The following is a 24,019-nucleotide window of genomic DNA, read 5'->3' as shown; positions in this document are numbered from 1 at the left end:
CGCCGTGCGCCACTTCTCCAGCCTCAGCGAGGCCGAAACCGCCCGCCTGTTCCACCGTCCGCCGCAGGATCTGGGCCTGGATTCCGACCCCGGCCTGCTGGCGACTGCGCTTGGCGCCACCCTGTACTGCCCCGGCACCCGCCCGGACCTGGTCAAGGATGTGCGCAAGCAGGCCGCCCGCGGCGTGCTGAGCATGGTGCTGTGCCTGGAGGATTCCATAGCGGACGCCGATGTTCCGGCGGCGGAAACCAATGTGGTGGACGCCCTGGTCCAGCTGGAGCGGGAAAGCCGCAGCGGCAGTGCAGCGGACCTGATGCTCTTCGTCCGGGTACGCACCCCGGAACAGCTGCTCAGCATAGCCGAACGCGCCGGCACGGCACTGGACGTGCTCACCGGGTTCGTAATCCCGAAGTTCGAGAACACCACCGGGTCCGCGCAGCGTTTCCTGGACGCCCTGCACACCGTGAACGCGGCGCGTGAAGCTTCCGTGCCGGGGACCCGGCCGCTGCGGATCATGCCGATCCTGGAATCACCGCTGATGATCCACGCCGAAACCCGCACATCCACCCTCACCGGGATACAGGACCTGCTGCAGGCAAACCGGGCGGATGTCCTCGCGGTGCGGATAGGCGCCACGGACATGTCCAGCGCCTACGGGCTGCGCCGGTCCCGGGACCTGACCATCTATGACGTCAAGGTGGTCTCCGCGGTGATCGGCGACATCGTGAACATCCTGGGCCGGCCGGACGGCTTCATCATCAGCGGACCGGTCTGGGAACACTACGGTTCAGGGGAACGGGTGCTGCGGTCTATGCTGCGTTCCACCCCGTTCGCGGAGGCGGACGAGCTGGGCCTGCGGCAGCGGTTGCTGACGGCGAACCTGGACGGGCTGATCCGCGAGATCGAACTGGACCTGGCCAACGGCCTGCTCGGCAAAACCGTCATCCATCCCTCGCACGTTCCGCTGGTCCACGCCATGTCCGTGATTAGCCATGAGGCCTACCTGGACGCCCTGCACATCTCCGGTGCGGCCGGCGGCGGGGCGGCGGCGTCCCCGTATAAGAACAAGATGAACGAAATGAAACCGCATCAGGCGTGGGCAGCTTCCACCCTCGTCCGGGCCGCCGCCTTCGGTGTGGCCGCCCCCGACACCACCTATGTAGATCTTCTGGAAGCGAGCATGAATTGAGCCAGCACCCCTGGACCGGCGGGTTTGTCCACGAGGCCCTGGGCGTGCGGATCACCTCCGACCCCAATGCGCTGCTGCCCGTGGAAGACCTGGTGGGCCTGGCGCTGCGCCGGAACCCGCGCCGGGCGCACCTCTTGGTCTCCCGCGTGCTGGCCAAGCACGTCCCCACCGAACCGGCCCTGGTGCTGGCCGCCGGCGAGCTGCTTGGCTCCCTGGCCGGCGCCGCGCTGGGCAGCACGGTGAACGAGGCCGTCCTGCGCTCGGTCGCGGCCGAGGTGCAGGCGGTGCTGCGCGGTGAAGGCGCGGCGGTCGACGGCGACGCCCGCGGCGCCGGCGCCCGCCCGGCTGCGGGCCGGTCGGCGCGCGCCCGGCTCATGCATGCCCGGGAACAGCTCTGGGACCTGCCGATTTCCCACCCCGAAGTATTGACCATCGGGTACGCGGAAACGGCCACCGGGCTGGGCCGGCTGGTCGCGGACTCGCTGGGCTCCTACTACATCCACTCCACCCGGCACGCCCCGGACGGCGCGCTGGCCTACGGCGCTTTCGAGGAAGCCCATTCGCACGCCACCTCACACCGCCTGCTGCCCACCGACCCGGCCCTGCTGAACGGCAACGTCCCGGTGGTGCTCGTGGATGATGAGCTGAGCACCGGTGCCACGGTCATCAACACCGTCGCCGAACTGCACGCCGCGGCCCCGCATCCGGTGTACGTGGTGGCCTCGCTGATTGACCTGCGTTCCGACGCCGACCGGGCGCGGTTCGACGAGCTGGCCGCCGAGCTGGGCTGCCGGATCGAAGTAGTTGCCCTCGGCATCGGCCGCATCGAGCTGGGCGAAGACATCCTGGCCCGGGCGCAGCACGTCATCGCTGCCCTGCCCGCCGCCGCAGGAAATGACGGCGCTGACCCCGCGGCAGCGGAGGCGACGGCGCAGAAACCGGGCACGCTGACCGTGCTGGACGCAGCCAAGGACTGCCAGCGGCCGCTGCGCAGCGACCGGTTCGGCAATCCCGCGGGAATGTCCTCTCAGTACCTGGGCACCCTGCCCGAGGCCCTGCCGGGCGCCGTGTCCGGCGAGGACCTGGCCGTCGTCGCTGCCGCGCTGCGCGCCGCCCTGCCCTCCGGCGCCGGGCCGGTGCTGGTGCTGGGCTGCGAGGAATTCATCCACGTGCCCCTGACCGTGGCCAACGCCCTGGCTGAAACCGGTCCGGTGCGTTTTTCCACCACCACCCGCTCCCCCATCGTGCCCATCGACCGGCCCGACTACGCCATCAACAACTCGGTGGACTTCGCCAGCCATGACCTCACCGAAGACGGCCACGGCCCGCGGCACGCCTACAACGTGGGCCCGCGGCTCGGATCGACCCAGGGCACGGGAGGGTCCGCGGTCGGTTTCGGCAGCATTGTCCTGGTGCCCGAACCCGGCACGGATCTGGCGTCCATCACCGGCCCGGGCAGCGTCACCGAGGCGCTGCGCGCGGTGACTCCCGCCGTCGTCGTGCTGCTGGCCCCCGCAGACCTGCCCGCCGCCGATGAGTGGGCCGGACACCCGGCAGCCGCTCCCGCCGCGGTGCCGGTCGCCGCGGTGCCGCTGACGGGACCGGAGTTCGGCTCCTATGCGGCTGAGGACGTGACCTGGCTGCTCAAGGACCTGCGCGATGCGCAGCTGGAGGCACCCACGGCCGAGCGGGAAGCGGCCATCCAGTCCGGCGGCGCGAACTATGCCGAGTCGCTGCCGATGGAATACCTGCCCTCGGCCCAGTACCAGGACCTGTACGAGGAGGCCCTGGTCCGCTCCGCACCCCGGGTGGCCGCCGCCGTCGGCACCGTCACCGAACTGGCGCTGGCGGCCCGCAACCGCGAGCCGGTGCTGGTGTCCCTGGCCCGGGCCGGTACACCCATCGGGATCCTGATGCGCCGCTGGGCGCAGCAGATGCACGGCCTGGACCTGCCGCACTACACCATGAGCATTGTGCGCGGGGTGGGCATGGATGAAACCGCGCTGCGCTACCTCGCCTCCCGGTACGATCCGGCGCGGATCCTGTTTGTGGACGGCTGGACCGGTAAGGGAGCCATCACCCGCGAGCTGACCGCCGCGCTGGAGAAGTTCGAGGCAACCGACGGCGTACGGTTCTCCGCGCAGCTGGCGGTGCTGGCCGATCCCGGGCATTCCGTGGAGCTGTTCGGCACCCGGGAGGATTACCTGATCCCCTCGGCCTGCTTGAATTCCACCGTTTCGGGCCTGGTATCCCGCACGGTGTTCAACAAGGAACTCATTGGACCGGAGGATTTCCACGGCGCGAAGTTCTACTCCCACCTGGCCGCAGCGGACGTTTCCCGGGACTTCCTGACCGCCGTGTCCGCGCATTTCGACGCCGTTCGGGCCGCCGCCGTCGCGCACGCCGCCGAGCTGGCCGGCACCGACCGGACACCCACCTGGGTCGGCTGGGCCGCGGTGGAACGGCTGAGCGAGGAGTACGGCATCCAAAACGTGAACCTGGTGAAGCCCGGGGTCGGCGAGACCACGCGGGTGCTGCTGCGCCGGGTGCCGTGGAAAGTACTGGTGCATCCGGCGGCCCGGACCGACGTGGCACATGTGCTGCTGCTGGCCGAACAGCGCGGCGTGCCGGTGGAGGAAGTCCCGGACCTGCCGTTCAGCTGCGTGGGCCTGATCCATCCCCGGTTCACCGCGGGGGCGGTGGGTGCGGATGGCAAGGCTGTTGCCGGTGCAGCGGCCGGCGCAGGGGCTCCAGCCGGTTCCGGAGCCGCCTCGGGGGCCGACGCGTGAGGACCCTCTTCGCCTCGGACCTGGACCGGACACTGATCTATTCCGCCAACGCCCTGTTCCTGGACACCGAGGATGCCGCCGCGCCGGGCCTGGTGGTCTCCGAGGTGTACGAGGGCAAACCGCTGTCCTTTATGACCCGTGCGGCCGAGGACCTGCTGGTGGCCGCCGCGGAGGCTGCGGTGTTTGTTCCCGTGACCACGCGGACGGTGGCCCAGTACCGGCGGATCCAGTTGCCCGCTCCGGCACCGGAGTACGCGGTGACCACCAACGGCGGGGTGATCCTGCACCACGGGGAGCCCGACGCCGACTGGCAGGACAAGGTCCGTTCCCTGGTGGCCGGCGGCTGCGCTCCCCTGGCCGAGGTGTCGGCGCATCTGGCCCGCCCGGAGTTCGCCGCCTGGACGCTGAAGCTGCGCACGGCTGAGGACCTGTTTGCCTACGCCGTGGTGGACCGGGCGGCGCTGCCGGGGCAGTTCCTGCTGGAGCTGGAGACCTGGTGTGCGGAGCGCGGCTGGACCGTCTCGCTGCAGGGCCGCAAGCTGTACTGCGTGCCGGTGCCCGTGACCAAGCAGGATGCCGTGGCCGAGGTTGCCCGCCGGACCGGGACGGAACAGATCATTGCTGCCGGGGATTCGCTGCTGGACCGGCCGATGCTCCAGGCCGCCGATGTCGCCTTCCGCCCCGCGCACGGCGAGCTGGACGACGCCGGCTACCGCGAGCGGCACCTGCAGGTCACCGCGGCCCGCGGAGTGCTGGCCGGGGAGGAGATTCTGCGGCGGGTGCTCGAGCTGGTGCGGGGCTCCTAGACGTCGACGCCTGTCCAAACCAAAGCTATTTGTTTTCACTCCCCGCGGAGGGAGCAGAAGACGCCGGGTTTGTAGGTGGTCTACGAGGTCCCGTCACCGAGGGGTTCGCCGCCGGGCGCCACCCTCGAGTGTTGAATGTTGCGTCCTTTTCGAGTGGCTTTTTCTTGTCGTCTGCCATGCTACTTGGTGTCCTTCTTGCTGGAGGAAGCACCGGTAGAGCTTGCTGGTGTCCTTGGCGGTACTCGTGTCTGAGCTCCGGCATTTTTTGCGTCAGAGACTCCTGCGTAGCCTCCGCGCGAAGGAGCAATCCACCTAGCGTTTGCCTTTGCTGCTGAACGATCCGTAGCTCGTGAGTTGGCCATGTTGTTCTCCTAACCCTCTCACCCATTATCTCTGTTATCGCCCAATGTACCAGCCCCTACTACAGGACCGGCCTGCAGCTCATTCGGCAAAAAATCGAGGAGTCGAATGTCGTCGCACCTTATGTACAGACCGTCAGGAGCGGACATTTTCCCTGTAAATACACCTTGTTCATTCATCTCATAACCCTGCTCAAGGTAGAGCTCGGGCGGCTCGGGAAATGAACTCGCAAAGGATGAACTGCCGAACCAGCCACCCATCCAGGAGCCGTCGGAGGATTGGACTCTAATCCATCCCGCGCCACGATTCGAAAAAGCAAAATCCCAAGCACTTGGAGTAGGGTCCCACTGGCTACGCAGATGCATTCTTCCGACGATTGCTAGTCTCGCGGTCTCTACAGGAGACGATGTTCCAATGTAATAAACAATGCGTGCCGTAAGCCACGGGATCCCGAGGACGAGGAACAGCGCTCCGAGTGCTGCTGTCCGCCAGGAAGTGGGCATCCCCTCGGAATCAACATCGATGATTGAGGGAGGATAGTCGAGAATCGCTATGTATACACAGAGAAAAACGACGCTTGTTGCTATAGACCGCAACACCCGGATGGTAATGCTTTGCTCATCGGGCCCGGGCCCGCGAACACGGCGGCGGCTAATCTGATAGACAAACCCCGGTACGACAGCACCGACGATTACTAGTAGCTGCAACAGGTCTTGTGGGAACATGCTTTCCTCTCCCAGTTCGGACGAATGGTCAGCAGGGGGAAGCCAAGACAACAATCGAGACGCAGCAATAGCCCGATGTTGCCTTGGCAAGCACAGCGTCAGACACGAATTGTCTTACCGCATTTCCCACAGTTGATGAGTCCATGCTTAGTGACTTTTACCCCAACAAATGTGTAATGACAGTGCGGACAGGTAATAGTCGGAATTGAAACCATGGCGGTTACCTCCCTCCTCATGAAGAACAGGTCGGGTTGATCTGTTCTGAGTGACAGGCTAGATGGGACCACTGACATTTCCCGCGCTGATGGACCTGTCGACGCTCCCGGCCGCCAACGTCGCCTTCCGTGCTGGGGCTGGTGCGGGCTAGAAACTGATGGGCGGCGGGGAAGGGACGGGTCCGGAGACGGGCAGGGTTATGCCGAGCGTCCCGGCCGCGTAACTGAGGAATTCCTCGATCCGCCGGTTGAACGTTTCCGGCACCCCGAAGGACTTGCCGCTGCCAACGCGGAAACCGAAAGTGTCGCGGGCATACACCTCCACCGCAGTGCCCGTGCCGAACCCGGAGGCAGTGAACGTCAGGGCGATCGGCAGGTGTTTGCGCCCTTCTTCGGTCATGTTGCCCCACATCCGGTATTCCGCATTGGACCCCAAACGCACCTCCACCGAGGACTTTTCCCGCCGGACATCTTCACCGTGGAAGGAGAAGGCCGCGGCCAGGGTTTCCAGGACCGCCTGCGGCGGCTGAAGCGCTGTCCACTGTTCCTTCTTCTCCACAATCGGTTTGGTGCTGAACAACGCCATGCCAATTCCCCCCTTTTGATGACTGGATTAAGATTTAGCCGATACCGAGGGCATAGAAGGCCTGCTCATAAAGGGCAGCCCGTTCGTCGCCGAGCATTCCGGTCACGCGGAGGAGCGCCGTTCCCTGCAGATACATGTATTCCCGTTTGTAGGCGGCGCCCAGGGCCAAGTGTTCCTGCAGCTGGGCGAAGCGCGCCTGGGCGTCTGCTTCGCTGGCGAAGACTTCCACCACGGCTCCGCCCACCACGCTGTTCTCCGGCGCGGCTGCGGAGGCGTCGGCGATCCACGCCGCCGAGGTGTAATAGCCCGGCTGGCCGATGAATCCGCCCGGGTCATTCTCCGCCGTTACTTCAGTGACCGAGGTGATGCCGGGGACAACTGCCTGCAGCTGCTGGGCGATGGCTATGGCGGTGACGGGCTCGGCCGGGGTGGCAGGCGCCGGTGCGGAAAGGGTTGGCGGGGGCGTTAGCGTCGGCGTCGGAGTGGGGGCGGGCGACGGCGGGGCCGGCGGAGTTGCAGGGGCCGACGACGACGCGCTCGGAGAGGGCGCTGCTGAAGCGGATTCCTTGGCTGCCTCGGCGGAGGATGAACATCCCGCTAATCCCAGAGCCGCGGCGAGCAGCAACACGGCAATGCTTCCCTTTTGCATTCTTCCCCCATTTAGAGACCTGGTATGAGCACAGCCTACTCCGCAGGATCGAGCACTTTTCTTCGACCTTTCTCGGCGCGGGAGCTGCCTTATTCGGTGAAGGCCTGTTCGTACAGGGATGCCTGACTGGGCATGAGCTTCCCGGAAACCCGGAGCAGGACTGAACCCTTGAGGTAGTGATACTCAGTACCGAATGCCGGTCCCATGCTCTTGAGCACATCTTGGATGTAGGCGGCACGGGTCTGGGCATCTGCTTCGGTGGCAAAGACCTCGACGACAGCCCCACCGTCGACGCCGGTCTGGGCGGGATCCGCCGAGGTGTCGGCGATCCATGCGGCGCTCGTGTACTGTCCTGGACGCCCAATGAGCCCATTCGAATCGTTAGCTTCGGTCACTTCAGTGACCATGCTGATACTGGGAACTTTCCCCTGCAAACGGCCTGCCACACTCATTGCGGTCTCCGCCTCTACAGGTTCCGCCGGACTCTCGTTTGGCGTCTCGACACGAGTAGGTTCGGCTGACTTTGCTTCTTTGGACGCTGTAGCGGACCCCGACGGCGCCGCAGCTTCGCTGTCGGAAGAACACCCCGCAAGTCCGAGAGCACCCAGAATCAAAACTCCCACAATAAATTGCTTGCGCATTTGTTCCCCATATCTATTTATTTATTTGTAATCAAAAACCGCGTCACAGCCTATCCCGCGCCCGCCGTGTATCGAGTGCACGACACTGTCGCCGGTCAAAGCCTCTGGATGCCACGTGGAAACCAAGCAAACGCAGACCACCTGTGTATAGCTCTGAACCCGAGTCAACCCTGTTGTGACGTGGCGTACCGTTCCGCGTGGCTGCGCAGGATGCAGAATTCGTTGCCTTCCGGGTCGGCCAGTACCACCCAGCCGGTTCCATCCGGGCGGCGCTGGTCATCGACCTGCGTGGCTCCGAGTGTCAGCAACCGTGCGAGCTCCGCATCGCGTCCGCCGGCCTCTTCCGGCTGCAGGTCCAGGTGCAGGCGGTTCTTGACCTGTTTGCGGTCCGGCACCCTGATAAACAGCAGCCGCTGGGAGCCGTCGGGCGAGAAGATCATGCACTCGTCGTCGCCGGGCCCAAAGGGCTCCTCCGGATCTGCGTGGAAATCGAGCACCTGTGCCCAGAACACGGACTGCGCGTACGGGTCGAGGCTGTCAAAGGTTGTGTGGGAGATCGAAGCAGTCATGCGGGGAAGCCTACGGCCCGTTGCGGAGGTTTTGCCGCCGGCCCGCCGAGCGGTCACCGCTCGGTCTGCTCCTCCGACTGGGGAAGGTGGGCTGTTGCCCACTGCCCCAGCTGCCGCAGCAACGGCACCAGCTGCTCACCGCTGGGCGTCAGGGTGTAGGCCACCGAGATCGGTGGGCCGGGCTCCACAACGCGCGTTAGCAGCAGGGCCTCGGCCAGCTCGGTGAGCCGGTCGGAGAGTACGGCGTCGCTGATTCCCTCGACGGATCGCCGCAGGGCCGCAAAGGACAACGGCCCGGCGCTGAGGGCATCCACAATCATCCCGTTCCAGCGCTTGCCCAGGATGGTGAAGGCAAGGCTGACCGCGGAATCACATGTGTGCATTGAAACGGGGCCTCTATCCATAGGGCGATTCTACCGCTACAGTCAGCCTAGTCGCTCTGAAAAACAGAGTTACTAAGGAACTTATTGATCGGAGACCCCCATGACTCTCTTCCGCCTGGATGCCAGCATCCTGCCCGCCACCTCCGCCAGCCGTGCCCTCGGCGACCTCGTCGAGGAGCAGTGGACTACCGCTCACCCTGATTCCAGCGTTCGACGCCGCGACCTTGCCGCTGAACCGATCCCCACCGGGGTCTGGCAGGACGCCGTCCTGGGCGGCTTCTCTCCGGAAGAGGCCCGCACCGAGGAGCAGCACCGGGCCCTCGGCTTCGCCACCGAACTGGCTGACGAACTGACCGGTGCCGATGCCCTGCTGTTCACCGTTCCCCTGTATAACTTCGGCGTCTCGCAGCATTTCAAGACCTGGTTCGACCTCGCCTACACCGATCCCCGGATCAGCCCGGAGGGCACCGCACTGCGCGGCAAGCCGGCCGTGCTGGTCACCTCGCTGGGCGGAAACTACAACCCGGGCACTCCCAAGGAGGGGTGGGACCACTCCACCCCCTGGCTGCGCCGCGTGCTGGCAGATGTCTGGGGCCTGGATCTGCGCGTTGTCGAGCGCCCCTTCACCCTCGTGGGCATGAACCCCGCCCTGGATCCCTTCAAGGACATGGCCGCCGCCCTGAAGGAGGAAGCGGAAACCGCCGCGGTGAAGTTCGGCCGGGAACTGGCCGAGCTGCGCCCCAGCCCCGTCCTCTAGGCTCCCACCGTCCACGCACCACCACCCACGCGCGCTTATCGACCGTCCGCGCACAAGCGGCACCCGCCCAAAGGCCGGGTGCCGCTTTGCTGCCAGTGGCTACACCCGTTCCAACAGCATCGACACACCCTGGCCGAGCCCCACGCACATGGTCGCCAGGCCACGCGATGCACCCTCGCGCTCCATCCGGTTCAACAGCGTCACCGTGATCCGCGACCCGGACGAACCGAGCGCGTGCCCGAGCGCAATGGCCCCGCCGTCGCGGTTCACCAGCTCCTCGTCCAGGCCGAGTTGCCGGATGCAGGCCAGGGACTGCGCGGCGAACGCCTCGTTCAGTTCCACCGCACCGATGTCCCCCAGCGACCAGCCGGTCCGTTCCAGCACTTTCCGGGTGGCCGGCACCGGGCCGATGCCCATGACCGCCGGCTCCACCCCGGCGGAGGCGCCGTCGACTATCCGGGCACGCGCGTCCAGCTTCAACCGGCGCACCGCGTCGGCGCTGGCGACGACGACGGCGGACGCGCCGTCGTTCAGCGAGCTGGCGTTCCCGGCGGTCACCACGCCGTCGGGCCGCACGATGGGCCGCAGCTTCGCCAGCGCCTCGGCGCTGGTCTCCCGGCGCGGACCCTCATCGGTCTTCACCACGCCCTTTTTTGTTTCCACCGGCACGATTTCCGCTGCGAACCGGCCCTCGTCCACGGCGGCGAGCGCCCGGGTGTGCGAGCGCAGCGCAAAGGCGTCCGAGTCTTCCCGGCTGATCCCTTCCCGGGAGGCCAGTTCCTCCGCGGTTTCGGGCATGGAATAAGTGGTGCCGGGCAGGTCGTAGAACTTCGGGTTGGTGAACCGGGCGCCGATGGCCGAGTCTGCCAGCTCCCCGGGCTTTGCAAAGGCCTTTTCCGGTTTGGCCAGCACCCATGGTGCCCGCGACATCGACTCCACTCCCCCGGCCACCACCACATCCGCCGCCCCGGACTTCACCATCTGGGAGGCGAGCAGGATCGCGCTGAGCCCGGATGCGCAGAGCCGGTTCACGGTCATGGCCGGCACGGTGTCCGGGAAGCCGGCCAGCAGGGTCGCCATCCGCGCCACGTTCCGGTTGTCCTCTCCGGCCTGGTTGGTGCAGCCCAGCAGCACCTCGTCCACGTCGGCGGGGTCCAGTCCGGCGCGGGCGACGACGTCGGCGAGCACCAGCGCAGCCAGATCGTCGGGCCGGACGGAGGACAGGGCACCGCCGTAGCGGCCCACGGGGGTACGGACGCCGGAAATCAGATAGGCCTCAGTCATGCTGGCCATCGTACTGTGATGCGCGCCGCTTACGAGTTCCGGCGGCGGCGCCTATGTGCCGCTGGTTGGGGACTGAGGGGTGCCTGTCGGCGAGGGGCCCGACGGCGATGGTACGGACGGAGAGGTGCCCGACGGCGGCGTCGGGACAGTCGGGACCGGAACGGGGACCATCGTTGGTGTGGGAGTAGCGGTGGGAGTAGCGGTGGGAGTGGGTGTCGGAACGGGCGGAGTCGGACATGGCGGCGGCGGAGTGGGCGGATCCGTAGGCACTGGTTCCGCCGGCACTGGCGGTGCCGCGGGCAGCGTCGGCACTGGCTGGCTGGTGTGCTCCCGGGCTGCGTTCCGGCGCGCGGCATCCGCTTGGCGGTGCGCCTCCGCCCGCTCGGCGGCAACACGGGCGTTCTCCTCCGCTGCCTGCTCAGCCGCCGCCTTCTCCGCTGCCGCACGCTGTTCGGCGGCCTGCCGATCCGCGTCGAGTCCGGCCCGCAGCCGTTCAGTTTCCGCACGGTCCGCCGCTGCCTGCCGGTTGAGCCGGTCAGTGGCGGCACGCGCCGCAGTGATCCGCTCCGCAGAGGCGCGGTCCATCCACACCAGTTTCCCGGCCATGTCCCGGGTGCAGCGGTAGGCCGTCCGGCCCTGCGTGCGCGCGGCCCCGTCCGGGGAACAGCGCCGGTTCATCAGCGATGCCTCCTGTCCGGCGGTCGGCGACGGCGGGCGCGCTGCCTTGCTGCGCGGCGGCGTCGGCGGGTCCACATCCACCTGCGGGCTGGGTGCCCGTTCCAGCAGGCCGCCGCGCTGCGGGGACGGCCCAGGTTCGAGCGGGGCGATAACGCCCAGTGCCGCGGCGGGCCGCTCGGTCCCCACCGAGGGGGCGGCCATGCTGGTGGCCACCGTACCGACAGCCAGCACGACGACACTGCCGGCCAGCGCCGCTTTCCGCTGCCTGCCGGTGTCCAGTCCGGCCCATGACTGCCGGTGCAGCGCCAGCGCGTACACCCCCGTGAGCAGCAGCAGGAAACCGGCCACCAGGATCCAGACGGCCAGGCCCATCACCCCGAAGAACGCCGCTACGCCAAGCAGGATTGCGGCGCCAACGACGACGGGCCAGGCCGAGCGCGGGGTTTGGCCCGGGACCTGCGGGCGGCGCCGGCGCGGACCGCGCGGCGGAGTGGGGTCGTAGAGCATGGCGCCTCGAGGAGGAGATTCAGCTCGTCAGCAGCGGCCGTCCCGGACCCCATGCACCCGTTCACGGCCAGTGCCCTTGGCATCAACGGTAGGCGCGGCCACGGGCAAACCTCTAGGGGTGGGGCGAACATCGCCCGCCGCGACCGGCAACGACGTCGCCGCCGTCGACGTCGCCGACAACGACGTCCGCCGCTCCCCCGACGTCGCCGTCCCGTTGCGGGCTAATCCCCGCACGCTCCGCTAGCATTCCTCATACTCTTCTTTACCCCTGCCAACGCGAAGGTCTCCCCGTGACAACTGTTGACTCCCTCCCGGATAGCTCCCTGCCGGGTCCCGGAGACCTGATCGACTTCGACGGCCTCCTGACCGCGGAGGAGATCACACTGCGCGATACCGTCCGCGCCTTCGTGGCCGCCGAAATCAAGCCGAACATCGCCCGCTGGTACGAGGACGCGGAGTTCCCGCTGGAGATCGTCCCTCAGCTGGCTAAGCTCGGGCTGCTCGGCATGCATCTGGAGGGCTATGGCTGTGCCGGCCGCTCCGCCGTCGAGTATGGGCTGGCCGCGGCGGAGCTGGAGGCCGGGGACTCCGGAATACGGACCTTCGTCTCGGTGCAGGGTTCCTTGGCCATGTCCGCCATCCACAAGCACGGCTCCGAGGAACAGAAGCAGCGCTGGCTGCCGGCTATGGCCGCCGGCGAGGCGATCGGCTGCTTCGGCCTCACCGAGCCCACCGCAGGGTCGGATCCGGCCGGCATGAGCACCTTCGCGAGGCGCGACGGCGGCGACTGGGTCCTCAGCGGCACCAAACGCTGGATTGGACTGGCTTCGGTGGCGCAGGTGGCCGTGATTTGGGCGCAGACCGACGGCGGCATCCGCGGCTTTGTGGTCCCCACCGACACCCCCGGCTTCACCGCCACCCCCATTGAACCGAAACTCTCCATGCGCGCCTCCATCCAATGCGACGTCACGCTCGACGACGTCCGCGTGCCCGCCGACGCTGTCCTGCCCGGCGTCGTGGGCCTCAAAGGGCCGTTCTCCTGCCTGAACGAGGCCCGCTACGGCATCATCTGGGGTGCCATGGGCGCCGCCCGGGATGCCTTCGAAGACGCGCTGGCCTATTCCCGGACCCGGATGCAGTTCGACAAACCCCTGGCCGGGTACCAGCTGACCCAGCAGAAACTGGTGGACATGGCCCTTGAAATTAACAAGGGCTTCCTGCTTGCCCTGCACATCGGCCGGAAGAAAGACGCCGGCACGCTGGGCCTGCACCAGATCTCGCTGGGCAAGCTGAACAACTGCCGCGAAGCCATTGCCGTCTGCCGCGAGGCCCGCACCCTGCTGGGCGGCAACGGCATCACCCTGGACTACTCGCCGCTGCGCCACGCCAACAACCTGGAATCGGTGCGCACCTACGAGGGCACCGATGAGGTCCACACCCTCATCCTGGGCCAGCACCTGACCGGCATCCCGGCCTTCCGCTAGACCGGTGCCGGGATCTGCGCTGCCTCCAGGTCCTGTTGGTTGGTGCCCGCGTCCCGGGTCGGCGCTGGGGGCGACACCGGAGGTGTAACCGAGCGGCCCGACGGCGGCGGCACAGTCGGATCCGGAGGTGCGGGCGGGTCCGGGGGCACGCGTGGGTCCGGCGGCGCGGTGGGGTCCGGCTGCGGCGGGGTCGGCGGCACGGTGGGGTCCGGAGTGCCGGGGGCAGGCGGTGGCGTTACCGGATCCGGCGTGCCCGGGGCGGGAGTTCCCGGGTCCGGCGTGCCCGGTGCCGGGGGCGGCGTCGTCGGGTCCGGCGTTGCCGGTTCGGTGGGGTCAGGCGGGGACGGCGGATCCGGAGGTCCGGGCTCGCCCGGAACTTCGGGCGGAGGCGCAGGCGGCAGGGTGGCGGACGGGTTTTGTTCGGCGGCCCGGCGAGCGGCTTCCCGGGCCGCCTGTTCTGCCTGCAGCCTGTCCGCTTCAGCGCGTTGCGCCACGGCCCGCGCTTCGACAAGCAGGTCCGCTGTTGCCCTATCCATCCAGACCAGCTGCCCTGCGGTGTTGGCCGTGCAACGGTATTCGATCTCGCGCTGCAGCCGCGTTGCACCCTCGGCGGTGCACGGCGAGTTGGCCAGTGCGGCTTCGGCCGCCGGGCTGCTTTCCGGTGTGTCCGCGGGCAGGCGAGCGCCCTGCACATCGGCGCGGACATCCTGCGGCCGCGGGTCTGCGGTCTCGGGCGAAGACGGCTGCGGCTGCGTCGCAGGGGGCGGCGGGGCCGCGGCGGCGTCGTCGTTGGTGGTGCGTGCCGGATGCGGCACGGACATCACCCCGGCAACCACGCCCATCACCAGCACCACGCCGCTGACCGAGAGGGCGAATTTCCGCTGCTGCAGCGTGTTCAGCCCTGCCCAGCTGCGGCGCCGGAAACCCAGGGCATAGAGGGCGCTGCACAGCAGCAGGACTCCGGCGGCCAGGATCCACACCGCTACCCCGCCAACCCCCTGTAGTACCGCGACCCACAGCAGCCCCGCCACCACGCCGAGGACCGGCCAGGCGGTGCGGGGATTGCGGAGAGGTGAGGGCGCACCGGGTCTTGGTTTACCGGGTCGGGCGTGGGCTGACGGACCGGCGGAGGAGGCGGACTCGGGATCCGGCTGGTCGGGCGTGGGCTGGTGGGACATAGGGCCTCGGCGGGACGGTGCCGGTGCGCTCCCGCCGCTGGCGGGCGGGGATTAGTCCGGCGTCTGTTGCAGCAGCTTTACCGTCCGGGTTCGAGGCTCCGGTGAGCTCCGGCGGGGGCTGCCCTTGGAACCACGCTAGGCGGCTCCAAGGGCAACATCTAGGGGTTGCCGAAACTGATGGCTACCGTTCGCAGCCGACGCCGTCGCCGTCACGGTCCAGATGGGTGCCGTAACCCGGCTGGCCGATCCGTACCGGGGCTGCTCCGGCAGCCTTCGCTGCTGCGCAGTTCGGGTAATAGGCCGCTGCCGGAGCGGGGGCCGGAGCAACATACTGCTGGCGTGCCTGTTCATCCGCCACGCGCTGGGCTTCGGCAGCCGCGGCCGCAGCCTGTTCATCGGCTACGCGCTGCGCTTCTGCAGCCTCTGCAGCGGCGGCCTCGTCGGCAAGGCGCTGCTGTTCGGCCGCTTCGGCAGCCGCGGCCGCTTCCTCGGCTGCCTTCTTCTCAGCTGCCTCCTTGTCGGCCTTCTCCTGGCGGGCGGCAACGATCTTGGTGGAATCGTCCTCGGTCATCCAGACGAGCTTGCCGTTGTCATTTTCCGTGCATACATACACGGTGCTCTGCGCGGTGGGCGTCGCCGAGGGGGAAGCCTTTGTGGTCGAGGGCGAAGACGACGGCGAAGCCTTGGCCTTAGCGGTCGAGCCCTTCGCGCTCCGGGTCGGCGTCGGCGTCGCTGACTGCTTGACCGTCTGCGTGACCCCGGCTGATTTGCAGGCCTGGTTGGCAACAACGGTTGGCGTCGGCGACGCCGACGCGGTGGATTTGGTGGGCGACGGCGTTGCGGACGCCGACGGCTCAGAGCCTTCCGACCCGCCACCGCAAGCAGTGAGGGCCAGGACCGCAGTCAGGGTGACCGCGCCTAACGATAGTGAACGGGCGCGAGGCAGAAATGACATGGATCCCCCAGGAAAGAAAGCGTGTGAAAGTGGATGCGAACGCATCGAGTGACACAGTAGCAGCCCGCGGGCCGAAATGTTACCGGCCAGTAACCAGATTCTCATCAGCCGTCCGAATCCAAGTAGTTGAGGCACCTTGACCGCCGATTCGAGGACCGCAGCCCTTCTGCTCCTCCGGCTTCTCTGGCTTGTCCCCGCCCGGGCACGTAGCTTCCATCCCCCTGTGACCGGGCACCACCGGCGCACGCACGGTGATCGGGTGAGCTTCGGAGGCGCGTTATGGACTGGCTGCTTGTTCTGACCGTGGTGCTGGTGCTTGCGGTCGGCTTTGGCACCGGCTGGCTGGCCAAGGCGTCCGTCGACCGGCGGGAGGGGTCGCGCGCCCTGAACGAGCTGGTGACGTACCTGCACCTGAAGCAGACCCTGGCGCCCATAGAGCCGCGGGCGGCAACCCCGGGGCCGGAGGTGGACCGCGCCCGGTCCGCAGTGGCCGACCTCCGGGAGAAAGTGATCGAAACCCTGGCACAGGTACACACCCGGTCCGGAGCCAACGAAGTGCTGATGCGCATGGCCGCAGCATGCACCCGGTATTTGCGCGTGGCCGGCGACGATCCCGCACGTTATCAGTTCGAGCTCATGGAACTGCGCCGGGGCCTGGTCGGGGAACTGCGGATCCTCAGCGACGGCCGGCGGGACGTGCTGTACCGTGGACCGGGCGAGCACGGAGCGGAACGTGCAGCCCGGAAAGCGGCGCCGAAAAAGAAACCGGACCGGCCACGGAAACGAGGCGACCACCTCGCCCGCTGACCTGGCCGCACCCCGCTGACGCTCCCCTGATGCTTCCCCTGTCAGCCGCCAACCCGGGGCAGGGGCACAACGCCGTTCCGGAACGCCCACACCACGGCCTGCATCCGGTCGCGGGCACCGGTTTTCGTCAAGATTCCCGCCACGTGGTACTTCACGGTGGTGGCCTCCACGAACAGCCGCTCACTGATCTCCTGCGTTGACAGCCCTTCACACAGGAGCGTCAGGATTTCGGTCTCCCGCGCTGTCAGCGGCACAACCAGCGACGCCGGCGCGCTGCGCGGCCCGGCGGTCCGGTTAGCGAACTCAATCAGCACGCGGCGGGTCAGACGCTGGTCCAGGGTGCCGTCCCCGCGGGCGACGGAACGGATTGCACCCAGCAGCGCGTCCTCGTCGGCTCCTTTCAGCAGGAACCCGGAGGCTCCGGCTTCGAGGGCGCCGAAAACATAATCATCGAGTTCGAAGGTGGTGAGCATCAGCACCCCCGTAGTGTTCTGCGGATCGCCGGTGATGGTCCGCGTCGCAGCGATGCCGTTGAGGCCCGGCATCCGAATGTCCATGCAGATGACGTCCGGGCGCAGCTCGCGCACCAGCGCCACGGCCTCGTTTCCGTCGCTGGCCTCACCCACCACTTCGACGTCGGAGCCGGCTTCCAGGATCACCCGGAGTCCGGCCCGCACAATCGCTTGGTCATCGGCGATGGCTACTGTGATCGTCATGTCTCGTCCTCATAGGGAATCACCAGGGTATTGGTCCAGCCGCCGTGGTCATCGGGTCCCGTGCGCAGGGTTGCGCCGATCAGTTCCGCACGCTCGGCCATGCCGATCAAACCGTACCCGGAACGCGATCCCTGCCGCGGTTTAGCCGGCGGCGCGTCATTGGCAACCGTCAGCCGCACCGACGTCGGGCCGTAGTCCACGCGAACAGCACGGGATGCATCGGGGGCGTGGTTCAGCGCATTGGCGAGGGATTCCTGGACCATCCGGTACGCCGCGATCCCCGCCAGCGGCCGGAGCTCCCGCGGCGTCCCGGACTCTTCAAAGCGGACTTGGGTCCCCGCCTGCGATGCTTCGGCAACCAGCGCCGGAAGGTTCTCCATGGAGGCAACGGGCGCAAGCTCGCCTTCGGCGTCGGGCCGCAGGAGTCCCACCGTTTGGCGGAGATTGTCCAGTGTGGTCCTCGCCGCGCGCTGCACCTGGCGGATGTATTCGCCGGCTTCCTCAGGGTCGGAGGTCCGCAATGCCTGTGCCGCCTGGGCGCTGACAATGATGCCGGTCAGATGGTGGGCCGCGACGTCGTGCAGTTCCCGGGCCATCAGTGTCCGCTCCCGCAGCACGGCCTCTTCGGCCAGGCGTTCCTTTTCGCGTTCCGCGGCTTCGGCCCGCTCCTGCAGTGCCTCCAGGAGCCGGACCCGCCCGCCGATAATCTCGGCGGCAACCACTCCCAGCCCAAAGACCAAAGCGGTGCGTGCCGCCGCAAAGGTTGGAATGAGTTCGGCAGGAACCACCGCGCTGGCCTGCACAGCGACCATCGTTACGACGACGGCGGCCGCGGCAAGCCCTGCCGGCACCAGGTAACGTTTCGGGCTGGCGGTTTCACGGACATAGGCATACACGGCAACTATTACCGCAATAGTTCCGGTGCCCACCTCGCCCGCGGAAAACAACAATGTGAGGCCGTCCAGGGCGGTGACCAAAAGGAGAACACCGAACGGAAAACGGCGGCGTGCGGGCAATACCGCGGCCTGGGCGAGCATCAGCAGAACCGGCATCAAATCCAGCGGACCTTTAACCGAATCCGCCTCGAAGGTGAGGACGCCCCACACATAGCCCACTGCCAGCAAAACAATGAGCACGGTGGGCGCGAACTTCCAGCGGGCCTTCCGCGCCCGGGGCTGGGCCTGGGCCGGGGCCGGGGCCGGGCCGGAATTGATGAGCATCGGATCATTCTCGCTTACCCCAGGTGGAGGGCGCCCTATCCGCAAGAACAGGTCCAATCCTGTTCGCAGGCCGGGGGCGCTGCGTTCCGCTTCCGGGAAGGCTGGTTCTCACCACCAACCGAGGGCAACGAGCACCAGGTGCCCCGCCATAACCGGAAGGAACGCCACCATGAATCCCGAAACAGAATCCGCGGCCACCACCCACGACACCAGGGCGCCGTCGTCGTTCAAACGCACCATTGCCTTTGCGGCGACCGGCCTCTTGGCCGCCGGCACGGTCAGTGCCGGTGCCTGGTGGGGCATCAGCTCCGTTGCCGCCGCCGACACCACCGACGCCCCAACCGCGGCTGCCGGCAACACAGTGATCCAAACGCAGTTGGATCAACTGGTGGACCGCGGGTTTCCCGCAGCCCTGGCCTCGCTGACGCATCCGGACGGCAGCCATGAAGACTTTGTGTCCGGCGTCGGAAACGTCGAAACCGGCGAGGACGTTCCGGTGGACGGGGAGGTGCGCATTGGCAGCAACACGAAAATGTTCACCGCCGTCACCGTGCTGCAGCTGGTGGAGCAGGGATCGGTGGAGCTGGACGCTCCCATTGAGAAGTACCTGCCCGGCCTGCTGCACGGCGAGGGGATCGACGGCGCGAACATCACCGTCCGGCAGCTGCTGCAGCACACCAGCGGGCTGCCCGAGTATACGGACGCACTGGCCGTTGATTTCAAGCAGATGCAGCACTCCTACAAGTCTCCCCGGGACCTGATGGACATGGCCCTGGCGCAGCCGGCCCTGTTCAGCCCCGGGGAACGCTGGGAATACTCCAACACAAACTACATCGTGCTCGGGCTGCTCGTGGAAAAGGTGACGCAGCGCCCCCTCGGCGAGGAAATCACCCGCCGCATCATCGAACCCCTCGGCCTGCAGCACACCTATTTCCCGGCCCAGGGCGAACAGAAAATCCGCGGCGAACACCCGTCCGGCTACCACATGGAGGCTGACCTGGAACAGTTCGACGTGACCGAGCTGGATCCCTCCTGGGCCTGGGCGGCCGGGGAAATCATCGCCAGTCCCAGCGACCTGAACGAGTTCAACCGGGCCGTGGTCGACGGCCGCCTGCTCACGGAGGTGTCAATGGCCGAAATGCAAAAGACGGTGCCCTCGGACGAGACCCTGTTTCCGGGCGCCCAGTACGGGCTCGGCCTGGAGCGGTACCCGCTGAGCTGCGGCGGCGAGATCTGGGGCCACGGCGGAGACATCCAGGGCTACGAGACGCGCAATGGGGTGACCGCCGACGGCACCGCCTTCACCATTGCCGTCACGTCCCTCCCCGCAGCCATCGGTGACCCGGCAAACGAGGAGCTGGTCCTGGAGAACTACAAGTCCGTGACGCAGGCCCTGGACACGGTCTTGTGCTCGCAGTAGCCGCTGGTGCTCGACGCGGAAAGCGGGTCCTCACGGCAGGGAGCCCGGGGCGAAAACGCCCCGGGCTCCCTGCTTTGCACTCCCGCCTTGCACTCCTGCACTCAGCTCAGCAGCAGCTACTCCACCGTGATGAACCCCGCGAGCCGGGTGTCATTCACGGAGCTGCCCACGTAAATGGGCACCTGACCGGTCGGTGTCACCCAGCCGTTCGCCGCAGTGTCCCAGTACTGCAGGGAACGCGGATCCAGGTCGATGTTCACCGTCCCGGCTGCCCCGGGAGGCAGCGTGATGCTGGCGTATCCGGCCAGCTGCCGGGCCGGCGTCGGGATGACCGTGGGCAGGTTCCCCACGTAGACCTGCACCGTTTCCTGCCCCTCGCGGGTGCCCAGGTTGGTGACCTGCACCGAGACTTCCGCCGCCGGATCCGCCGCGTCCACCACCGGGGTGGACAGCAGGTTCCCGTACTGGAACCGGGTGTAGGAAAGCCCGTGCCCAAACGGGAACAGCGGCGTCAGGCCCTGCGTGGTGTAGGACTTGTAGCCCACAAACACACCCTCCACATACGGGACCACCGGATCCACCTCGTTGATCAGGTAGAAGGTGTTCTGCTGCCCGGCCTGCGTGGCCTGCTGTTCGGACACCGGGAAGGTGACCGGCAGCTTGCCGGACGGGTTCGCGTCCCCGTACAGCAGCGAGGCCACTGCGGTGCCCTGTGCCTGCCCGGGATACCAGGTTTCCAGTACTGACGGAACGGCATCCAGCCACGGCATGGTCACCGGTCCGCTGGTGGCCAGCACCACAATGGTGTTCGGGTTCACCGCGGACACGGCCCGGATCAGCCGGTCCTGGTCCTGCGGCAGGGTCAGCGTGCCGCGGTCGGCTGCCTCCCCGGTGTAGTCGCGGGCGACGACGACGGCCACCGAGTTGCGCGAGGCGACGTCCACCGCTTCCTGGATGGACGGGGACAGGGCGTTCTCCGGGGCGAACCAGCCCAGCCGCATCATGGCGCCGGGCTGGTCATTGAGGCCGCCGTTGAACTGGTTGGGTGCGTCCGTGGTGTATTCCACCCGGATCGGCACTTCCTGCCCCGCCGCCAGGTTGATCGCGGATTCGGTCTGGTTGTACGGGGCCGGTTCCCCGGTAGTGACCAGGGTGTTGTCAACGAACAGCCGGGCGGTGCCCAGATGCGCCATGGTCAGGGTGTAGTCCCCGGTGGCCGGAGCCACCAGGGTTCCGGTCCACACCACGGACATGGGCGCGGAGACCAGCGGGACCGGCAGTCCGGGCACCTGGGAGGTGTTGATGGTGTCCGCGGAAATACCGGTGCGCAGGTTGATCTGCCGTTCGGAGCGGGCCACCACCGTGTCGCCGGTGAAGTTGTTGATCCCGCTGCGGTACTCGGCCTGCACGTTGGTCAGCACCGTGCTGGGGATCGGCGGGGCGCCGGGCAGCGTGTCGGCCAGCGATACCGGGTCGGTGCCGGCAGCGTATTCCACGTCCGCGTCCCCGGCCCGGGCGGTGATCCCGTCCAGGATGGTGGTCAGCCGTGCCGGGTTGGGAATGGCCCCGGAGCCGCCGCCGTCGATGTACCAATCAGCGTCGGAACCGATCACCGCCACCGAAGGCGTGGTGGAGGCCAGCGGCAGCGCGCCGTCGTTCTTCAGCAGCACCGCGGCGTCCTCGGCAATGTCCTCGGCAATCACGGCGTGCGCGTCCAGCTGGTTCGTTGGCACCGGGACGTTGGTGGGCTGCGGGTTCACGAAGGACCCCGGAGGCGGGTTGTCGAAAATGCCCTTCGCGAACATGGTCAGGGCCACCCGCCGGGCGGCATCGGTCACCCGTGCCTCGGACACTTGCCCGTTCTGCACCGCCGCCAGCAGCGCCGGCCCGGAGAACTCCAGGCCCGGCCCGGCGACGTCGAGCCCCGCGGCGTAGTCCGCGAAACTGTGCGCGGCGTTGAAGTCCGAGGAGACAAACCCCCGGAAGCCGAGCTGGGTCTTGAGGATCCCGTTGAGCAGCGGCGCGTTGCCGCAGGCGAACTCGGTGTTGACCTTGTTGAAGGAGCACATGATGGCGCCCGGATCGGCGTCGCGGACCACGGTTTCCCACGGCCGCGTGTAGGTCTCCTGCAGGGTCCGCTCGTCCACCTCCACGTCCACGTGTCCGCGCCGGGATTCGAAGTTGTTCAGGTTGTAGTGCTTGACCAGGGCGGATATGTCCGCGCCCTGCTCGCCCTGCACCTGCGAGGCGGCAATGGACCCGCTGAGCAGCGGATCCTCGCCCAGGTCCTCCCACATCCGCCCGTTGTACGGGGTCTTGACCAGGTCCATGGTGGGCCCGGCGAGCGCGTTCCAGCCGGTGGCGCGGGCTTCCTCCCCGCCCACCGCCCCGTAGGCGCGGGCGTAGGTGTTGTTGAAGGTGGAGGCCAGGCCGACGCCGACCGGCAGCGCCGTGGTCACGGTGTCTTCCAGCGCCAGGCCGCAGCAGCCGTCCTTGCTGCGGATGGCCGGCAGGCCGAGCTCGGGCACGCCGGGGCCGCCGCTTTGGACCAGATAGTTGACCTTCTGCTCCAAGGTCATGGCGTTGACCACCAGCAGGGCGCGCAGCTCCGGGGACAGCGACGCATCGCGCCAGGGCTGGTCCTCGACCTGCTGCGGTTCGGGGGCGTCCAGGTTTATCGCTGGTACAGCGGCTGCGACGGTGGCCCGGACGGTGGCCGGGAAGCCGGCAGCACTGGCTGCCGGTAGGAAGCTGGTGATGGCGAGCAGTGTCCCGGCCAGCAGTGCCATGGCCCTTCGCAGGAATTTGGCGGGGTTCGGGGAGTTGGATGTACGACGACGGCGGGGCGGCCCGCCGGTGCTGCGGTTTTCTTCCATGGTGGTTCCCTCATACGGGCCGCGTTCACCCCCTGGGCGCGGCGGCTACCGCTGGACATCCGCCGGGTGTTACGGGCGGATCAGGACACGGCGGGGCGCTCGGTGTATCCCCCGGTGAGGCGGCCCCGGCCGCTGGACTGCCGGACCGATAGTGCGGGTGCGGCGAGTGATGGGGGAACGCTATGGAGGCGTCCGGGCACGGTCAACCGAGATGTGCGGGGTTCGCGGCAGGGCATGCTAGATTTCTTGTCCCATCCGGCAACCCCAGGAGCAGCACATGCAGGTCCATCCCCAGGCACAGGCGTTTCTCGACCTCTTGAAGGATGCCCCGCCGCTGGACACCCAGACAGCCGAGCAGAACCGCGCTGATCTGGAGAATGCCCTGCCCCTGACCGGCGCCGCTGTTGACCTGTTTTCGGTCCGGGACCGGACTATTGCCGGGGTGCCGGTCCGGGTCTATTCGCCGGACGCGCCGAACGGGACGCTGCCCGGGGCGGTCGCCTACATCCACGGCGGCGGCTGGGTCCTCGGCGATCTGGAGATCGCAGACACGACGGCCCGCGCCCTCGCGCGGCATTCCGGCGCCATCGTCGTCAGCGTGGATTACCGCAAGGCGCCCGAGCACGTGTTTCCCGCGGCAGCCGACGACGCCGAAGCGGTCACCCTTGCCCTGCTCTCCGGGGAGTCGGGGCTGGCCATCGATCCGAACCGGGTGGCCGTGGCCGGGGACAGTGCCGGCGGCAACCTGGCAGCGGTCACCGCCCAGCAGTTGGCCGGGCACATGCCGCCGCTGGTACACCAGGTGCTGGTTTATCCGGTGACCGATGCCCGCGTGGGCTCCACGGCGAGCTACGCCGAGTTCGCGGACGGGCACTTCCTGACCCGGCGGGACATGCAGTACTTCGTGGACACCTACGCCGGTGGTGCGGACCTGGAGGATATCCGGCTGTCCCCTGCCCGGAATCCAGATCTTTCCGGTGTGGCCCCGGCAACCGTGATCACCGGCGAGTGCGATCCGCTGCGGGACGAGGGCGAGGCGTATGCCCGTCAGCTGCGGGAGGCGGGCGTGCCCACCACCGCGGTGCGCTTCGGCGGGCAGGTGCATCCCTTCCTGTACATGGCTGGATTGATTGACGACGCCGGCGCGGCACGGGAGTTCATCGGCGCCCGGCTCCGGCAGGCCCTGGCAGCGGACGCGGTCCTGCCCGGATAGGAAAACAGGGGC

22 protein-coding genes are annotated in these 24,019 nt (G+C 67.8%); 9 read left to right on the top strand and 13 right to left on the bottom strand.

Annotation, left to right across the window (positions count from 1 at the left end):
• Positions 1-4: 4 nt before the first annotated feature.
• The 3 genes from QNN98_RS11665 to QNN98_RS11655 are packed head-to-tail and all read left to right on the top strand — an operon-like array spanning position 5 to position 4,784.
• Positions 5-1,189 (top strand): HpcH/HpaI aldolase/citrate lyase family protein, encoded by a 1,185-nt coding sequence (locus tag QNN98_RS11665; protein WP_283997284.1) that lies wholly within the window; start codon positions 5-7, stop codon positions 1,187-1,189.
• Positions 1,186-3,978 (top strand): phosphoribosyltransferase domain-containing protein, encoded by a 2,793-nt coding sequence (locus QNN98_RS11660; RefSeq protein ID WP_283997282.1) that lies wholly within the window; start codon positions 1,186-1,188, stop codon positions 3,976-3,978. Before QNN98_RS11665 ends, QNN98_RS11660 begins: the two co-directional genes overlap by 4 nt.
• Positions 3,975-4,784, top strand: a complete 810-nt coding sequence (locus QNN98_RS11655; RefSeq protein ID WP_283997280.1) for an HAD family hydrolase — start codon at positions 3,975-3,977, stop codon at positions 4,782-4,784. Before QNN98_RS11660 ends, QNN98_RS11655 begins: the two co-directional genes overlap by 4 nt.
• A gap of 380 nt (positions 4,785-5,164) precedes the next feature.
• On the opposite strand, the gene QNN98_RS11650 is transcribed toward QNN98_RS11655, so the two are convergent.
• The 6 genes from QNN98_RS11650 to QNN98_RS11625 all read right to left on the bottom strand — a co-directional run bounded on the left by QNN98_RS11650 (position 5,165) and on the right by QNN98_RS11625 (position 8,933).
• Entirely contained in the window at positions 5,165-5,869 is a 705-nt protein-coding gene (locus QNN98_RS11650) for a DUF6338 family protein (protein WP_283997278.1), read from the bottom strand.
• Between the two features lie 363 nt (positions 5,870-6,232).
• The gene (locus QNN98_RS11645; RefSeq protein ID WP_283997276.1) at positions 6,233-6,670 is read right to left on the bottom strand and encodes a hypothetical protein; all 438 of its coding nucleotides are present in this window, start codon (positions 6,668-6,670) and stop codon (positions 6,233-6,235) included.
• A gap of 34 nt (positions 6,671-6,704) precedes the next feature.
• Positions 6,705-7,319 carry a hypothetical protein gene (locus QNN98_RS11640; protein ID WP_283997274.1) on the bottom strand — a complete coding sequence of 205 codons (615 nt, stop codon included), beginning with the start codon at positions 7,317-7,319 and terminating at the stop codon, positions 6,705-6,707.
• Between the two features lie 89 nt (positions 7,320-7,408).
• On the bottom strand, positions 7,409-7,726 hold the full coding sequence (locus QNN98_RS11635) for a hypothetical protein (RefSeq protein WP_227926818.1): 318 nt from the start codon (positions 7,724-7,726) through the stop codon (positions 7,409-7,411).
• Between the two features lie 398 nt (positions 7,727-8,124).
• Positions 8,125-8,529: a VOC family protein gene (locus tag QNN98_RS11630; RefSeq protein WP_283997271.1), complete on the bottom strand. Its 405-nt coding sequence runs from the start codon at positions 8,527-8,529 to the stop codon at positions 8,125-8,127.
• Between the two features lie 53 nt (positions 8,530-8,582).
• Positions 8,583-8,933, bottom strand: a complete 351-nt coding sequence (locus QNN98_RS11625; RefSeq protein ID WP_283997269.1) for a winged helix-turn-helix transcriptional regulator — start codon at positions 8,931-8,933, stop codon at positions 8,583-8,585.
• Positions 8,934-9,012: 79 nt separating this feature from the next.
• Between QNN98_RS11625 and QNN98_RS11620 the strand changes: the two genes are divergently transcribed.
• Positions 9,013-9,669, top strand: a complete 657-nt coding sequence (locus tag QNN98_RS11620) for an FMN-dependent NADH-azoreductase (protein ID WP_283997267.1) — start codon at positions 9,013-9,015, stop codon at positions 9,667-9,669.
• 99 nt (positions 9,670-9,768) lie between these two features.
• Here the strand turns inward: QNN98_RS11620 and QNN98_RS11615 are convergent, their stop codons facing one another.
• Positions 9,769-10,953 carry a thiolase family protein gene (locus QNN98_RS11615; protein ID WP_502864713.1) on the bottom strand — a complete coding sequence of 395 codons (1,185 nt, stop codon included), beginning with the start codon at positions 10,951-10,953 and terminating at the stop codon, positions 9,769-9,771.
• Positions 10,954-11,004: 51 nt separating this feature from the next.
• Complete coding sequence (locus QNN98_RS11610; protein ID WP_283997263.1) at positions 11,005-12,138, bottom strand: hypothetical protein; 1,134 nt, start codon at positions 12,136-12,138, stop codon at positions 11,005-11,007.
• 118 nt (positions 12,139-12,256) lie between these two features.
• Here QNN98_RS11610 and QNN98_RS11605 point away from each other — a divergent pair, with 118 nt between their 5' ends.
• Both QNN98_RS11605 and QNN98_RS11600 read left to right on the top strand, forming a co-directional pair.
• Positions 12,257-12,382, top strand: coding sequence for a hypothetical protein (locus QNN98_RS11605; RefSeq protein WP_283997261.1), 126 nt, complete (start codon positions 12,257-12,259; stop codon positions 12,380-12,382).
• Between the two features lie 46 nt (positions 12,383-12,428).
• Positions 12,429-13,622 carry an acyl-CoA dehydrogenase family protein gene (locus QNN98_RS11600; protein WP_283997259.1) on the top strand — a complete coding sequence of 398 codons (1,194 nt, stop codon included), beginning with the start codon at positions 12,429-12,431 and terminating at the stop codon, positions 13,620-13,622.
• Here QNN98_RS11600 and QNN98_RS11595 read toward each other — a convergent pair.
• Positions 13,619-14,800: a hypothetical protein gene (locus QNN98_RS11595; RefSeq protein WP_283997257.1), complete on the bottom strand. Its 1,182-nt coding sequence runs from the start codon at positions 14,798-14,800 to the stop codon at positions 13,619-13,621. The two genes, QNN98_RS11600 and QNN98_RS11595, sit on opposite strands and share 4 nt — an antisense overlap.
• A gap of 181 nt (positions 14,801-14,981) precedes the next feature.
• Positions 14,982-15,755 carry an excalibur calcium-binding domain-containing protein gene (locus tag QNN98_RS11590; protein ID WP_283997255.1) on the bottom strand — a complete coding sequence of 258 codons (774 nt, stop codon included), beginning with the start codon at positions 15,753-15,755 and terminating at the stop codon, positions 14,982-14,984.
• Positions 15,756-16,034: 279 nt separating this feature from the next.
• On the opposite strand from QNN98_RS11590, the gene QNN98_RS11585 reads away from it, so the two are divergent.
• A complete protein-coding gene (locus tag QNN98_RS11585) occupies positions 16,035-16,562 on the top strand; it encodes a hypothetical protein (RefSeq protein WP_227926809.1) in 528 nt (175 codons plus the stop codon).
• 41 nt (positions 16,563-16,603) lie between these two features.
• Here QNN98_RS11585 and QNN98_RS11580 read toward each other — a convergent pair whose 3' ends face one another.
• On the bottom strand, positions 16,604-17,278 hold the full coding sequence (locus QNN98_RS11580) for a response regulator transcription factor (protein WP_227913400.1): 675 nt from the start codon (positions 17,276-17,278) through the stop codon (positions 16,604-16,606).
• Positions 17,275-18,498 carry a sensor histidine kinase gene (locus QNN98_RS11575; RefSeq protein WP_283997252.1) on the bottom strand — a complete coding sequence of 408 codons (1,224 nt, stop codon included), beginning with the start codon at positions 18,496-18,498 and terminating at the stop codon, positions 17,275-17,277. The genes QNN98_RS11580 and QNN98_RS11575 overlap by 4 nt, the downstream gene beginning before the upstream one ends.
• Positions 18,499-18,667: 169 nt before the next feature.
• Here QNN98_RS11575 and QNN98_RS11570 point away from each other — a divergent pair, with 169 nt between their 5' ends.
• On the top strand, positions 18,668-19,918 hold the full coding sequence (locus QNN98_RS11570; protein ID WP_283997250.1) for a serine hydrolase domain-containing protein: 1,251 nt from the start codon (positions 18,668-18,670) through the stop codon (positions 19,916-19,918).
• Positions 19,919-20,034: 116 nt separating this feature from the next.
• On the opposite strand, the gene QNN98_RS11565 is transcribed toward QNN98_RS11570, so the two are convergent.
• Entirely contained in the window at positions 20,035-22,794 is a 2,760-nt protein-coding gene (locus tag QNN98_RS11565) for a beta-glucosidase (RefSeq protein ID WP_283997248.1), read from the bottom strand.
• Between the two features lie 277 nt (positions 22,795-23,071).
• On the opposite strand from QNN98_RS11565, the gene QNN98_RS11560 reads away from it, so the two are divergent.
• A complete protein-coding gene (locus QNN98_RS11560; protein ID WP_283997246.1) occupies positions 23,072-24,007 on the top strand; it encodes an alpha/beta hydrolase in 936 nt (311 codons plus the stop codon).
• Positions 24,008-24,019 lie beyond the last annotated feature (12 nt).

It is taken from the genome of Arthrobacter sp. zg-Y1143 (assembly GCF_030125565.1).
Lineage (GTDB): Bacteria > Actinomycetota > Actinomycetes > Actinomycetales > Micrococcaceae > Arthrobacter_B.
Note: the sequence above shows the minus strand (reverse complement) of the source record. Positions and strands in the feature narration are given on the sequence as shown.